Source organism: Paenibacillus sp. FSL L8-0641 (genome assembly GCF_038006265.1).
Lineage (GTDB): Bacteria > Bacillota > Bacilli > Paenibacillales > Paenibacillaceae > Paenibacillus > Paenibacillus polymyxa_D.
This window is the reverse complement of record NZ_JBBOUW010000001.1, coordinates 1,249,410-1,263,432: the sequence shown is the minus strand read 5'-3', so window position 1 is coordinate 1,263,432 and position 14,023 is coordinate 1,249,410. Positions and strand designations below refer to the sequence as shown.

The 14,023-nt window shown below is 47.6% G+C and carries 12 protein-coding genes; 2 read left to right on the top strand and 10 right to left on the bottom strand.

Annotated elements, in window-relative coordinates; all coding sequences use genetic code 11:
* Nucleotides 1-79: 79 nt before the first annotated feature.
* A complete protein-coding gene (locus tag MKY16_RS05625) occupies nt 80-1,603 on the bottom strand; it encodes a copper amine oxidase N-terminal domain-containing protein (protein WP_340954535.1) in 1,524 nt (507 codons plus the stop codon).
* 101 nt (nt 1,604-1,704) lie between these two features.
* Complete coding sequence (locus tag MKY16_RS05620; protein WP_340884569.1) at nt 1,705-3,369, bottom strand: PucR family transcriptional regulator; 1,665 nt, start codon at nt 3,367-3,369, stop codon at nt 1,705-1,707.
* A gap of 244 nt (nt 3,370-3,613) precedes the next feature.
* On the opposite strand from MKY16_RS05620, the gene ald reads away from it, so the two are divergent.
* On the top strand, nt 3,614-4,744 hold the full coding sequence (ald, locus tag MKY16_RS05615; RefSeq protein ID WP_340954532.1) for an alanine dehydrogenase: 1,131 nt from the start codon (nt 3,614-3,616) through the stop codon (nt 4,742-4,744).
* An 81-nt stretch (nt 4,745-4,825) separates the two neighbouring features.
* On the opposite strand, the gene MKY16_RS05610 is transcribed toward ald, so the two are convergent.
* The 4 genes from MKY16_RS05610 to MKY16_RS05595 form a co-directional block, all read right to left on the bottom strand.
* Entirely contained in the window at nt 4,826-5,371 is a 546-nt protein-coding gene (locus MKY16_RS05610) for a mismatch-specific DNA-glycosylase (RefSeq protein WP_029516095.1), read from the bottom strand.
* Between the two features lie 14 nt (nt 5,372-5,385).
* Nucleotides 5,386-6,249: an aldo/keto reductase gene (locus MKY16_RS05605; RefSeq protein ID WP_069010356.1), complete on the bottom strand. Its 864-nt coding sequence runs from the start codon at nt 6,247-6,249 to the stop codon at nt 5,386-5,388.
* Nucleotides 6,250-6,262: 13 nt separating this feature from the next.
* Nucleotides 6,263-7,504, bottom strand: coding sequence for a WD40/YVTN/BNR-like repeat-containing protein (locus MKY16_RS05600; protein ID WP_340954529.1), 1,242 nt, complete (start codon nt 7,502-7,504; stop codon nt 6,263-6,265).
* Between the two features lie 149 nt (nt 7,505-7,653).
* On the bottom strand, nt 7,654-9,108 hold the full coding sequence (locus MKY16_RS05595) for a PstS family phosphate ABC transporter substrate-binding protein (RefSeq protein ID WP_340954526.1): 1,455 nt from the start codon (nt 9,106-9,108) through the stop codon (nt 7,654-7,656).
* A 100-nt stretch (nt 9,109-9,208) separates the two neighbouring features.
* Between MKY16_RS05595 and MKY16_RS05590 the strand changes: the two genes are divergently transcribed.
* Nucleotides 9,209-9,481, top strand: coding sequence for a hypothetical protein (locus tag MKY16_RS05590; RefSeq protein WP_340954523.1), 273 nt, complete (start codon nt 9,209-9,211; stop codon nt 9,479-9,481).
* A 57-nt stretch (nt 9,482-9,538) separates the two neighbouring features.
* Here the strand turns inward: MKY16_RS05590 and MKY16_RS05585 are convergent, their stop codons facing one another.
* The 4 genes from MKY16_RS05585 to MKY16_RS05570 form a co-directional block, all read right to left on the bottom strand.
* Entirely contained in the window at nt 9,539-10,303 is a 765-nt protein-coding gene (locus MKY16_RS05585; protein ID WP_340954521.1) for a class I SAM-dependent methyltransferase, read from the bottom strand.
* A gap of 209 nt (nt 10,304-10,512) precedes the next feature.
* Entirely contained in the window at nt 10,513-12,609 is a 2,097-nt protein-coding gene (locus MKY16_RS05580; RefSeq protein WP_340954519.1) for a multidrug ABC transporter permease, read from the bottom strand.
* The gene (locus MKY16_RS05575; protein WP_340954517.1) at nt 12,584-13,486 is read right to left on the bottom strand and encodes an ABC transporter ATP-binding protein; all 903 of its coding nucleotides are present in this window, start codon (nt 13,484-13,486) and stop codon (nt 12,584-12,586) included. The genes MKY16_RS05580 and MKY16_RS05575 overlap by 26 nt, the downstream gene beginning before the upstream one ends.
* Nucleotides 13,479-13,868 (bottom strand): GntR family transcriptional regulator, encoded by a 390-nt coding sequence (locus MKY16_RS05570; protein WP_307348096.1) that lies wholly within the window; start codon nt 13,866-13,868, stop codon nt 13,479-13,481. The genes MKY16_RS05575 and MKY16_RS05570 overlap by 8 nt, the downstream gene beginning before the upstream one ends.
* Between the last annotated feature and the right edge of the window lie 155 nt (nt 13,869-14,023).

Genomic DNA, 14,023 nt, shown 5'->3' with positions numbered 1-14,023 from the left:
TAATCGCTTTACTGAGCATTTTACCAATATAACTAAAAAAGAACCAGCCCCTAACTGGGCTGGTTCCTTGAATTTCTTTTTAGTCGCGTTTCAGTACATATTCTCCATCACTGTTACGAGTTACTGTGGCGCCAAGCGCTTCGGCAACTGATTTGAAAGGAACATACAATGTGCCATATTCATCCGTATATGGAGCTTGTGGCAACGTCAATGTGCTTCCTTCCAATACAGCTTGTTTAGAGCCACTTTTCAGCTTAATCGTCTTACCTGTAATATCATCAATTACAGTAGTCTGTTTGGCAGCTGCATCCCATTTTAACTCGGAGTTCAGTTCGCTCGTCAGTTCACGCAATGGAATAAAGGCAGTACCACCACGATTTTCCAAGACGTAGTAATCGTCTTTAGGATCGAAAGTTGTTTCTACTTTTGTAATTTCCAAATCATTTTTTAAAATGTTGTAGATCGGAGAATTCGCTTCAAAATTGCGCAGCGTCGCTCCCGGAGTTAATTCAGCTTGTTTATTCAAATCAATAACACCGTTAGAAATATCCACTTTATCAGCCGTCACACTACCATTGACGTTCCATGATTGAGTTTCGGTCAGAATTGTGAAGGACTTCACCGGAAGACCATCCACATCTGGCAAAGCAACCGTCAGGTCTGTTGCCGCTTTGCGAACATTTCCTTTTTCATCAAAATACATGTCGCTTTTCAGAACCGTGTTAGCACTCAGGACCGTTTTGATTTCAGGGGACTGTGCATACATGCTGCTAACGCCTACATCATATTGATCAACAGCTATATCCAAATATTTTTTAACTTCGGTATAAGCCTCATTGACCATTTTTTCTTTGTTAGCACTCAGTTCCGCTGTTACTTTATCACTATCTTCAATATTCATGCCGGAAGCAATCGTCTTCGTCATATCAATGGCTTGCCCGATCAGCTCTTTCAAGCCTGCTTCGTCCTTGGCCAGATTCGCCAGGAACGGTTTTACCAATGTTACCAGCTCATCACCACGAAGTTCAGCATGCAGATGGGTCAGTTTCACTTTGTCTTTTTCACCGTATACTTCCTCGGTTACAGACGTTGCAGAAATGGTCGAAGGGTTAGGCGCATGCTTGAGCATAAGTGCAGCGGCTGTTTTCGTCAGTTCTCTCACGTCTTTGGAATATACATATGGATCAAATCCAGCAGGCAGACCGCTCAAACTCTCTTGCGAGTTCATAGATATGTAATAAGGTTTTTTGGCACCTTCCAGTTGAATAGCCAAACCTTGGCGGTCTAAAGCAAGTTCAAACGGTAAATTATACTTATCGATGTGCAATGTACCTTTGGCAGAAGCAAGTTCCTCCGATTGTACTTTGGCTTCATCCACAGTAACGGAAATCGAATTAATCAAATCTACGATTTCTTTATCTCCTTGCGTGATTCCTTCTTTGGGAGTCAACTTAAGAGAGATTTTCTCCGTTGTCTGCTGGGATTTCACATCAAGTGTTCCCAATAAATTTTTACTTACATCAAATCCGCCTACTGCCTGGCAACCTGTCAAAGCTACCATTAACAGAATAAGAGGGACGGCAATCCATTTTTTTATATTCATATTAATCCCCTTTCAAGATATTTCCGTAATCTCTTCTATTATCTCAGTGTTAACACGCATTGTAAATGAGTAGAATGGAAAATAGAACTAGTTATTTAGGATCAATTTTCAGCCTGGAGCATCCGGTAAGCCAGTAGTGCCATCTCCAGGCAACGACGTTTGTCAGGGTCTGCCAGATTTCCCTCTATGATTTCATTAATTTTATCCAGCCGATTATAAAGGGTCTGTCTGTGAATGTACAAAATTCCGGCGGTATCACGCTTGGAACCATGGGATTGAAAGTAGGCATCCAGTGTATCCAAAAGCTGCATATGGTGCTCACGATCATGCGCAATCAGTCCACCCAAATGATCCTCTACGAACTCTTGTAGAAAAGGAATGCGGGGCACCGCTTTCAATAACTGATAGATTCCGATGCTGTCGTAAAATAACCGATCCTTCATGACTGGGACGCTTCGTGCCACTTCAATGACCTCATATGCCTCTTCAAAACTGCGATCCGTCCCTGTCATGCGATGCCTTACCTTACCAAAGCCTGCATGAATGCGCACCTTATCAAGCTGTCCTGCGGCATAGTTCTGAATATATTGAACTGTATGGGCAAGCACTTTTTTCATTTGCGCTGCGGAACGCAGTGTTAATTCCTCCTTGGCACAAAGGATGTAGCATTGACTCCCCTTCATCATCAGCAGATTGTGCAACGTTTCTTTTTTCAACAATGAACGAAGTAGCACTAGCACATCCTGATTGATGGACTCCTTGCGTACCTGACTGGCATCTTTGTCCTGATGTTCCACCTCAATGACCCCTGCCCAAAATAAATACTGTCCCTTCGATAACAATCGCAGGCCCATTCGGGTCTGGGCCTGTTCTTCACTGGGAAGCTGCCCGCTCAGCACATCCTGAATCAATTCATTTTGATTACGCAGCAATCGGTCTTCAAGAAACTGTGTTCTCAGCACCAATGTAGCGGCTGCCTTGGCCGTGTAATCGAGCAGCAGCGACATTTCTTCTGTCGGCATTTCACCATGCAGCACCAAACCTACTGCGGAAAACACCTGACCGAAGCATACAACGGGCTGGAACAACACGGCAGTGGATTCATTCAGGTGAAACAGCAGATGCCCCTCCCGATCGGCGGTCATACTAGATTCCACTTCATGGGCATAAAAATCTGCAATACGGTCCGCTAGATCCGGCTGGACGGAAGGTACGAATCGATTGGTATCAATGGAAGACATGTAGATGACCTGCCGGGCTGCATAGTCATGGAGCACACGCAAGAGGGCGCTCATATCAGTACTGCGCAGGGTTTCCTGCTGAAGTTGACGTGAAAATCGTTCCAGATCTTTTAGGAGTTCATGATGTCGGTTAATAAGTAGGGAATGAATATCTTGTGTAATTTCAACAAAACGTACTGGCTGCTCAAATACGATGACCGGGAAGTGATGTCGTTCCGCCAACTCCAGAATTTCAGAAGGGATTTCATGAATGCTCGTGCCCAGCTCCACACACAATCCCGCAGCTTCCGAGCGGATCAGTTGCTCCATATACTCGGCGCGCTCTTCCCCCTTCCGGGTAAGCCACAGGCCGGTCGTCAAAATCAAGTCATGACGGCTCACAAACGGAGAGACATTTGTGATTTCTAGCACATGGACCCAACCCACACGGCGATGTACGCCCTGTTCCCCCGCCGCCAGCTTCGCCCGCCGGAAAACGGGACGTTCCAGCACATCCGCAATGGTAAATGTTTTTTTACCGTTCATCGGCATTCTCCTTATGTATATGTCTTTATGTCATTTTACATGACATATATTCATCAAAAAGTCGAGCCTTTAAGTCAGATAATCCGACAAAATGTATGATGTCAAGGAGCTTCACCCCTTGTAAACTGTACCTAATCTAACATGAATTGCATTTATCGGCTTGAGTCCATGTAACTAATCAGCAGGCTGCATAAAAATGATAGTGAAATTTTCTTAACCATTATTTTTAGGAGAGGTGAATGAAATGAAAATTGGGGTTCCGAAAGAGATTAAAAACAATGAGAATCGTGTCGCTCTAACGCCCGCAGGTGCAGCTCAAATGATCCAACACGGACATCATGTGTTTGTGGAAAGCCACGCAGGTGTTGAAAGCGGCTTTACGGATGGAGATTATGCCACTGCGGGTGCGACTCTTGTGCAGCAAGCTGCGGACGTGTGGTCCCAGGCGGATCTGATCATCAAGGTAAAAGAGCCGCTCTCCTCTGAATACGGATATTTCCGACCAGGATTGACTTTATTCACCTATCTGCATTTGGCCGCCGAGCCAGCACTGGCCCGCGCTTTAACAGACAACGGTGTAGCCGCTATTTCCTATGAGACACTAGATGTTGAGGGCAGCCTCCCGCTGCTTACTCCGATGAGTGAGGTTGCCGGTCGAATGGCTGTACAAATTGGAGCACAACTGCTGGAAAAACCAAAGGGTGGCAAAGGCATCCTGCTGGCAGGTGTGCCGGGGGTCAAACGCGGTAAAGTGACCATTATTGGCGGAGGGGTGGTCGGTACCAATGCTGCCAAGGTCGCCATCGGTCTCGGGGCAGATGTGACACTAATCGACCTAAGCCTGCCAAGACTGCGCCAACTGGATGATATTTTTGGCAATCAGCTCCATACGCTAGTGTCCACCCCGTCCAACATTGCTGAAGCCGTGGCGCAAAGTGATTTGCTGATCGGCGCTGTCCTAATCACTGGTGCCAAAGCTCCGCGGCTCGTAACGGAAGCCATGGTACAGACGATGCAGCCCGGTTCTGTGATTGTGGATGTCGCCATCGACCAAGGCGGCATTGTCGAGACGATTGACCACATTACGACACACGACCAGCCTACCTATGTGAAGCATGGCGTCATTCACTATGCGGTAGCAAACATGCCGGGCGCGGTACCGCAAACCTCGACGCTGGCCCTGACGAACGCGACACTCCCCTTTGCTCTCCAGCTCGCAGATTTGGGTGTGCAGGAGGCGCTTCGCAGAAGCAAACCACTGCTTAGTGGCACCAATGTCCTGAATGGACATATTACCTACGAAGCGGTCGCACGTGATCTGGGATATCCCTATGTTCCCGTGGAACAGGCATGGCAGGCGAAAGCCTTACAATAGAAACAGCTCAAAGAACCACACGCTCTTCCCAGCAGGGACCGAAGCGTGTGGTTCTTTTTGTACTAGCTATATTCACCGTACTTACTGCATTTCAGATATTTCTGACGAAAGGAACGTTTGAAGACGGCGATAAATATCTGTGATTTCTTCCAGCGACATGCGCACCAGTCCGCTAGACGAAGGTGCCACAAATTCATGCATCTCAGGAATTAGCGGTTCAGGCTGAAATCCCCAATCTACTTTGGATCTTTTACTGTATTCGGTGTACACGCCTTTGCCGACAAAGCAAGCAACCTTCGGGCGGTATTCCTTTAGCTTCTCGTATAGCTTCAGACGTCCTTCGGCGTATTCCTCGCGTGCAATGTCCTCCATTCCCCTCGTGGGACGGGAAACAATGTTCGTAAAACCAAAGCCCAGCTTCAGCAGCTCCCGATCTTCCGATGGATTGTACAAGCGAGGTGTCAAGCCTGCTCCCTCAAGTATGCGCCAAAAGCGGTTGCGCGGATTCGCATAATGATGTCCTACCTCGCCTGATTTCAGGCTGGGATTAAAGCCGATGAATACAACGGATAATCCATAATCCAGATGATCATCTACCTCATGCAGTTCTGTCTCTCGCTCTGTCATGGGCTCCTCCTTCCTCAAACCATATCCAGCGGCTGCTTCCGCATCGGCGGAGGAAAAGCTTCGTCTATTTGTTGAAGTTGTTCAGGGGTGAGCCGAATACTTGCTGCCGCTGCATTTTCTCGTACATGCGATTCCTGTACCGCCTTCGGAATGGCCCAGACATCACCGTCTCGTATGACCCACGCAAGCGCAATTTGCGATGGAGTTACCCCGTGGCTGGCAGCAATGTCTACCATAACAGGATGCTCCAGCAGGCCCCGTCGCAGGCGACCACCTTGGGCAATCGGGCAATAGGCCATCACAGGCACTCCATTCGCACGGCTCCAAGGTAGCAGATCATATTCGATGCCCCGCGAAGCCGCGTGATACAGCACTTGATTGACAGCGCAGGCTTCGCCTCCACTCAGGTTCCATAGCTCCTCCATGTCGGACTTGTCCAGGTTGGACACTCCCCAGCTGCGGATTTTGCCCTGCTCACGCAGTTGTTCCATACCTTCTATTGTCTCTTCCAGTGGAATATTCCCTCGCCAATGCAACAAATACATATCCATGTAATCCGTTCCCATGCGGGTTAAGCTAGCTTCGCACGCCTGAGCCAGTCCTTGGCGGTCCGCATGATGAGGGTAAGCCTTGCTGACAAGATAGACATCGTCCCGGCGCCCCTGAATGGCCTCTCCGACGATCTCTTCTGCGCCGCCCTCCGCATACATTTCAGCCGTGTCCACCAGCAACATGCCCAGCTCGAAGCCAAGTTGAAGCGCACGCACCTCCTCCTGCCGAAGTGAGGCTTTTTCGCCCATATTCCACGTGCCCTGCCCGATGAGCGGTACTTCACGACCGTCCGTCCATGTGATCACACTTTTCTTATGTTGGCTCATATGCATTCCCTCCTTAGGAGCCTGGTGTCACAGGCTTATCAAATACATGGCTCTGCGTCCAATGCTGTCCACCATCCGAGGTAGTGTACATAACTGGGGCCTGCTCTGAGTCCGAAAAAATAGCCCAGCCTTCTTTGGCATTTGCCATCCCGATTTGCTGACCGCCATAACCGTCAAAGCCTTGCTTTCCATTGTTCCACGTCTTGCCGCCGTCAGTCGTCCAGCCAATCGTATTGGGCTTGTCGCACGGTGCGCAATAACCGCCCATCCATGCGGTACTGCTATTAACCGCATAGAGCATACCTGGTGCCGCCCCTTCATTTTTAGGAACCTGATTGTCTTGCTGGCTAATACCTGGTGCCGGGCCACCGCCAGCGGTGGCATTCGCCAGTACAGGACGCCAGCTTTGTCCACTATCGGCAGTATGCCAAAGCGAATACGACGTCTGATTCATCCCCGTATCTCCAACCAGCTCGATCCAGGCGTTGCCACGTTCTACCGAACGAATAATGGCTCCATTTAGAGGCGCCTCCGTTGTCCGTGACATGACAGTAGTCCACTTTTGGCCCCCGTTAACGGTATGTAAAATCTGGAATGAACGGTCTGTGTCCTGCGTAACCGCCCAGCCGTTTTGCCGATCATGGTAATATGGCTGTCCTACCATGTGGCCAGGCACGGGGAGCGAAGACCAGCTTTGCCCGCCATCCTTCGTATATTGGTTGCCACTGAACCCTTCCTTGGATGATACAAAGTGTAAAAAGCCCGTTTGCCCTTGCTCAGGTACAGTCCCAACAACCTCCCAGCGTTTGCCGCCATCGCGAGTGGCCAGCAGCGATCCGCTGTCTGCCATAACAGTCCAGCCTTGCTGCCCGTTCAAGGCAAAAATCTGCTGAACCGTACCTTGGCCCTGATATTGCACATTCCACGTCGATCCGACTGAACCGGATGCAGACGCGTCCGTTCGGGCAATCCAGCCATTTCCGCCGATCCAGCCGGATTGGCCGTCGATCAAACGCAACGCGGTAATATTGTCCATGCGGACTTTCGCTATAGTAGTGTCTGTGGTTGCTTGTCCTCCTGTTTTCGGTGTATCTACAGTCGCTCCCGAACCATTCGCTTGTGCCGAGACGGCACCCTTTTGCTCATTTTGAGCCGTTTGTCCTGTTTGCGAACTTGTTTGTGAGCCTGTTTCACACCCCGCTGTCACTATGGCTACGGCGAGTAAAAGCACCCAGACCGATGTTTTTTTCTTCATTTTCGTTCATCCCCTTATGTTGGTGATATACATGGCTGTGCGGGTATTGTATTCACAGCCATGTATATTCTATGTATTACCCTGCTGTCTTCGTTTCACTCTTAAGGTGAATATATGGAATGGACTGAATGCAAACCAGCGTTACAGGATTACGAGTTTACAGGAACAAAGCCGCCTTTTTCGATGGCCCGAGTTCCTTCTTCACTTTGCAGCCATTCGAGTAATCGTTGCATCGAAGGGCTTGGTTCCTCGCCTTCCCGTGTGACTACAAACAGTTGAGCTGTGAATGGATATTGCTTCGAGCGGATGTGCTCTTTGTTCGGCTCCACTCCATCAATAGACAAAAATTTGACCTCTTGACGATTATGCATCACATTTGCAAAATAATAAAATGAATAACCGAGCGCGTTGTGATCCTTGTTAAAATCTGCGACTGCATTAATCATACCACCCATAATGCCAATTTGTAGTTCACGTGGCGGGTCAGCCATTTCATGGCCTGCCATCACTTTCTTTTGCATATATGTCTGACTGCCTGAATTTTCTTCTCGCTGATAAGCAATGATCGGCTGATCCTTGCCCCCTACCTCATTCCAATTGCGGATAGCCCCTTCATATATACGGCGAACCTGCTCCGAAGAAAGTTCTCTAACCGGATTGTCTTGATGTACGAGGAAAATAAACGCATCCCACCCAATGGGTGTGAGCTTCATTTGTATTCCCCGACTTTTCGCCAGCCGCAGTTCCTCATCGGAAGGACCAGCCACCAGAATCAGATCCGCCTTCTTTTTGATCAAATTGACATATGCCTGATGGGTCGTGTTGAATCTCAGTTCGTGCGCTGCTCGCGCCTTGCTCATTCCGGTCAGTTCATGCAGCATATCCTGCGCAAACGGAATGGCCGCTGTAGCCCCGTCAACTACCGGAAAATCTCTCTCTGCAATGTATGGGCGTTGAGGAAGCATCAGTGTAATCGTCAGCACAATGACGAGCGCAGCAGATATCGCGGCAACAATCCATTGCCATCTATGATCCACCTTACCATTCTTGTCGGTTAGCGCTGGATAACGATTTACCCCAACTCCTACTACCATGCCAACTATCGGCAGCAGTGCAGCCAGTAGAAACCAGATTTCACCATGCTGTGTATATGGACCCAATACCTCTAACACAGGCTCCGCCCAAGCATGATAGAGTGAAAAGAGCCCCCACGCCCCTCCCGACACTTCAGCAGGTTGACCACCAGACCCTTGTATTCCTACAATCCACAACCACAGCCCACATAATAATGATAATAGCCCGGTCAGCATCAGCGAAAGCTTGCCCATGCTGGACATACGCGCACTCAAGGCACCATAAGCTGCAAAGATGAGACCGATAATCCATGCATATAGAAGCAGTATTACAATCACAGTTGTATCCGTTACACCTTCATGCCTCAGCAGAAGCTGCACTTGGGGTGCCACAACCATACTCCAAACTACATTAAACATGACTGAAAACAATCCAAACATAAACGTACCGCCCAACCATGGCCAAAACCATGCTGTCCGAACAGACTCATCCTTTTCCGGCTTGGTTATAACTCCCTTTGGATCAGACATGTACATCCCCCTATAACTAATTGAATGAAATGAGACTGTAAGCCATTGCTTCTTCATTGTACAATTATGGTAAAGATTAGTATACGAGAGGAGGATAAAAATGTCCTTATCCGATCTTCCGAATAACACATCAGATGTAACTTTGCTCCGAAAAGCACATGATGATCTATGGCATTCCTTACAGCACATTCCCAGCGACGAAGCACTCAAGCTACTTCACAGCTTTGCAACACAGGTAGCGTTCTATCATGAGAAAAAGGACAAGGAGGCGGACTGTAAAAGCTATTTCAGAACTCCCTTGCCCTATATAGCGATAGCCGTTGGGATTTCACTGCCCACCGCCATGTGGCTTCTGATATTGTTCTTGCCCTAATGCGTATGACAAAAAGGCCTCCCCCACGGGAAAGGCCTTTTTGTCATCGAATCTTCTTTATATTGCTCTGGCATGGATCAAAAAACGGTGCTGCTTCACGTCCCAATAGCCATCACGTTTAATATCTAAATACAGACCATATAGCTGTTCTATATATTTCTCCGGCTGAAAGTCTGTAATCTGCCATTCGATTGCTTTTAAGTAATAGACAATCGCTCCAATATCGTAAAAGCGCTGTATCGGAAACTGTTCCTGCTGCTCTAAAATTTCGAAGCCATTGCTTTTCAAACCTGCAAGTGCTTGAGAAAGGGTCCAGTCCGCATACTCGTATTCAGGTGCTCCCAAACGGTCGTTGATGCCCGCACAATCCAGGCCCCCTACCTGTTGAGTCAAGAACGTCCCACCTGGTCGCAAAATACGCCGTACCTCCGTTGGCGAAAATGACTCATGCTTATTCAGCACGAGGTCGAACCCGGCATCGCCAAACGGAAGGGAATCGTCATCCTGTATAGTCATAACGCGCACACCCAGTGGCTCCAATCTTTCCTTGGCGATAGGAACATTCGGTGCATACGCTTCTGTCGCACATACGATCTCTGGAAAAGGGCGTAGCCGAGATAATAGCTCTCCCCCGCCTGTTCCCATATCCAGCATCGCCTTGGATGAATGAATAAACTTCATAGCCTTGCTGACATAAGACCATTCCAAGGGCTCGCTCGCCACACGTCCCGTATCCGAGATGAATGAAAAATCCCATCCGGAAAATGACTGCTTATAATTCTCCAAGAACTGTAGAAATTCACGATCTTCTGTATATTTCATATTATTTTTGCTCCTCCACCATTGAGCTGTACGTTATTGAACTCTTCTCTCTGTATGTTCTACGTTCTATCTCTCTGTGCATCTATTTTATGTCATCTCTAATGTGGAGGAGCTCTTGCCCGTCGGTGAGGTTGTTATATGTCGTGTCCCAACCATCCCATGTTCATCTACCTCCGTCCATATGCCATCCAAACCAGATGCTGTCCCACTTAAGGAGCTGTCGGTAATGCCTTCGCAAGCTCCGGTGTGATGTCTTTTGAGGTTAATAAGTAATAAATCGTATGAAAGCCGGAACCGCTGATGGACTTGATTTTAACTTGGAACAGATAAGTGCCTTTCTCTACTTGTGGATCATAGCTGTAGTCATTTCGGTTATCCAGCACAGTATTCCAAAGTTTTGGATCTTCAATTGTGGTGACTTTATACTTCTGCTGCAATATTCTGAACAAATTCGCTGGTTCAATATACTTACCGGGCTGATACGACTTCTTCTCTTGAGAAACCATTGGAATAGCTCGAATCGATATAATGTCTTTCGACGTGACAATCACCTTGTCGGCGTATCCTTTGCGTTCCAGCCAAGCATTCAGCTTGTGGAAGGATATACGCCAATTAAAGGAGACAGTGCGAGTCCACTCTGGTTCTTCTGACAAAACAGATGAAGGTTTGTTCACAATATTAATATTCCCCAACGCGTAAGAACCTGCCTGCATTTCACTATAGCTCATGCCCAAAACTTCTTCTTTCAATACAGCTTCAAATTCACGAATATCTTCCGGATCAGTCAGAACAACTCGCCGTTCATTATCATCTGCCGATTGAATGCTGATCGTCTCCGCTTTACCATACAGCTTATCAAGTGAGTAGCTTACTGTTTTGTAAGGCTCAGACAGCATCACATTCGCCAGCGCTGCCCGGAAAGGCTGCTCTGGAAATGTATAGCTACGAGTCATAATGGTACCATCGTCCAAACGATAGGCAATGGATATCATTTGTTGCGGTTCTTTATTGGACCCAGCCGACTCTCCAACTGAGTGTGCACTTACAAGCTCACGCTGTAAATTCAGCACAGCAGCAATAAAAACTTTATCTTGCGAAAAATAGAGATTTTTCTGTGTCGCTCCCCCGTCCAGATACAAATTTTGCCCAGCATAGACTTGCTCGACTGAATGAGCGGTTGGAATCCGTTCCTCGTAGCCTATCCAACTAGACGTGGGGATGTACATTGCCAGACCCAAAACTGCCCCATATGCAACCAGCTCCAGCAAAGCGCGAATACGTACAATTTGCCATGTCTTGCGGATGACCATCTCCACAGCAATATAACCTAAAATAGCTCCAAGCACATACCCGAAAATTGACCAATCTCTCCCCTGGCCTCCTGTGCTATAAAAATATTCTCCTATCAGCAACATGGCACATAACATGACCCCTGCTTTAAAAAAGGGTTGAAAGAAAGTAAAGGCCATAGCCTGTGTTGCCTTTTCTACCAGCCGCTTGCGATATAACACATAGCCTAAAATCACAAACAGCAAGGAAACACCCATATAAATAAGCAGCTCCACATATGAAAATACGCTACTCGACAAATCCATAATGCGGACGAACGGCGATAAACTATACCAAATATTATTGCTGCTACGCAACCCCACGCCATTACCGTTCTGAACAATGGTTCCCAAAATCTGAGAGTAACCATATAGATTGTGCCCCAGAAAACGACTTATCATGGAGTACAAGAAAAAGGGCAACAACAGCAAAACATACACTACAACAGCTTGCAACAGCGATTGTCCTACACAGATACCTACAAACACGGTAAAGGTAAACAGGAAAATCGTAAGGACGGATACGACCAAAGCCCACGATCCAATATCATTGATATAAAAAATATAAGATAGTTCAACCGACGTATTTAGCAGGGCAGTTACTCCCGCGGTCAGCCAAATAGGTACGAGTAAAAGGATAAGGCCGCTAATTAAATGTGCCGATAACAGATGCTCTCTGCGTAAAGGAAGACTATGGTATAAATCTGATGAACCCTTCCGCTGAATAAAACGAAGCAACATCACGCCCGCCAGCACAGGCACAGTCAAGAAAATAATATTTTGCAATTCATTTCCTGGGATTGTACTATCGAACAAGCTTCTCAAAACCGTGGGCACTCGCTCGTTTCCAGTACTCATAAATAGTGGCAGTGGCACCGTAAACAATAACCCCGCCAAGTACAATAGACCGATCCAGCCATGCTGTCTCAGACATTGGCGAATTACGCCGCCGCTACAGAAGAATCGGTTGGATGTCATAACCTGCGTCCTCCATTTCATAAATGAAAATTTCTTCAAGCGTCAACGGCAGCAAATCAAACACATGCGGCTCATACGCCTCAATCGTCTCTGCAATCCGCTCTCGTTCCCCCCGGATAATGAGCAGCAGAACACTGCCCCTCCGCTCCTTATGTACAACCGAAAGTTGTCCACATACGGTTTCCTCATGCGTGCTTTCACGAAAGGCAACCTGCACCTTATGCGTATCAGACTTGAGGTCGTCGACCTCTTTTTCCAACAGCATCCGCCCCTGGTGCATAATGCCGACGTGATCACACATGTCTTCTATTTCACGCAAATTATGAGATGAGATCACGACGGTCATCTTGCGTGCAGCGGTTTCCTGGAACAGTAAATTTTTGATCATTCTACGCATCACCGGGTCCAGCCCATCAATCGGTTCATCCAAAATGAGCAGCTCAGGCATACAGCTCAAGGCAAGCAAAAATGCAGCCTGACGCTTCATCCCCTTGGAAAAACGGTGAAGCTTTCGTTTAGGATCTAGCTTAAAAATCTCCGTAAGCTGTATGTAGCGTTCCTCACTCCAGCTTGGATAAATGGAGCGGTAAAACCGGGCCATCTGACGAATTGTCGCTTGCGGAAAAAAATAGGGGGTGTCTGGCATAAACAGAATGTGCTGCTTGACTTCTGGCTGCTCATATACGGACTGTCCGCCAATCAGTACCTTTCCTGCATCCGGTCGGTAAATCCCGGCGATGATTTTGAGCAGTGTTGTTTTCCCCGCCCCGTTTGAGCCCAGCAGTCCAAAAATGGAGCCCTTCTTCACTCTAAGGGCGAGCTGGTCGACAGCCTTTTCTTCTGTAAATGTCTTTGTGACTTCCCTTAATTCAATCAAGGGACATCCCCCTTTCCTTTGTTTGTATAGCTTCCACGTACATGTCGTCCACTTCCTGCTGTGTAAAACCGAAATGGACGGCTACAATCATCTGTTTTAACAACGCCGCCCGAACCTCATCTCGCTTGATTTGTTGTGGCTGATGTTGGGCAGGTGTGACAAAGCTGCCTTTGCCCTGAACGGAATAAATGTATCCTTCTCGTTCCAACTCGCGATACGCCTTCTGAATCGTATTTGGATTCACCGTTAGCTGAGCGGACAATGTCCGCACAGAAGGCAATTGCTCATCCGGCTGAAGTGATCCATACACGATCATTTCCTTTACCCTGTCCATAAGCTGTTCGTAGATCGGCTTACGGCTGCGGATATCCAGCTCGAACATGGACTTCCTCCTTTCAAGACTTAATCTGATTCATTTGTATAAGCTCAGCTGTTCTAACTGTACTATAATTAATAGTACAGTTAGAACAGTTTGTCAATCTTTTCTTTGGGGATTTCTTACAAAAAAATAGCCGTGATGCATCATGCATCACGGCT

Excerpts from the sequence above, each read along its gene's own strand:
- MKY16_RS05625 (WP_340954535.1), bottom strand. The coding sequence starts at position 1,603 with ATGAATATAAAAAAATGGATTGCCGTCCCTCTTATTCTGTTAATGGTA.
- MKY16_RS05620 (WP_340884569.1), bottom strand. The coding sequence starts at position 3,369 with ATGAACGGTAAAAAAACATTTACCATTGCGGATGTGCTGGAACGTCCC.
- ald (WP_340954532.1), top strand. The coding sequence starts at position 3,614 with ATGAAAATTGGGGTTCCGAAAGAGATTAAAAACAATGAGAATCGTGTC.
- MKY16_RS05610 (WP_029516095.1), bottom strand. The coding sequence starts at position 5,371 with ATGACAGAGCGAGAGACAGAACTGCATGAGGTAGATGATCATCTGGAT.
- MKY16_RS05605 (WP_069010356.1), bottom strand. The coding sequence starts at position 6,249 with ATGAGCCAACATAAGAAAAGTGTGATCACATGGACGGACGGTCGTGAA.
- MKY16_RS05600 (WP_340954529.1), bottom strand. The coding sequence starts at position 7,504 with ATGAAGAAAAAAACATCGGTCTGGGTGCTTTTACTCGCCGTAGCCATA.
- MKY16_RS05595 (WP_340954526.1), bottom strand. The coding sequence starts at position 9,108 with ATGTCTGATCCAAAGGGAGTTATAACCAAGCCGGAAAAGGATGAGTCT.
- MKY16_RS05590 (WP_340954523.1), top strand. The coding sequence starts at position 9,209 with ATGTCCTTATCCGATCTTCCGAATAACACATCAGATGTAACTTTGCTC.
- MKY16_RS05585 (WP_340954521.1), bottom strand. The coding sequence starts at position 10,303 with ATGAAATATACAGAAGATCGTGAATTTCTACAGTTCTTGGAGAATTAT.
- MKY16_RS05580 (WP_340954519.1), bottom strand. The coding sequence starts at position 12,609 with ATGACATCCAACCGATTCTTCTGTAGCGGCGGCGTAATTCGCCAATGT.
- MKY16_RS05570 (WP_307348096.1), bottom strand. The coding sequence starts at position 13,868 with ATGTTCGAGCTGGATATCCGCAGCCGTAAGCCGATCTACGAACAGCTT.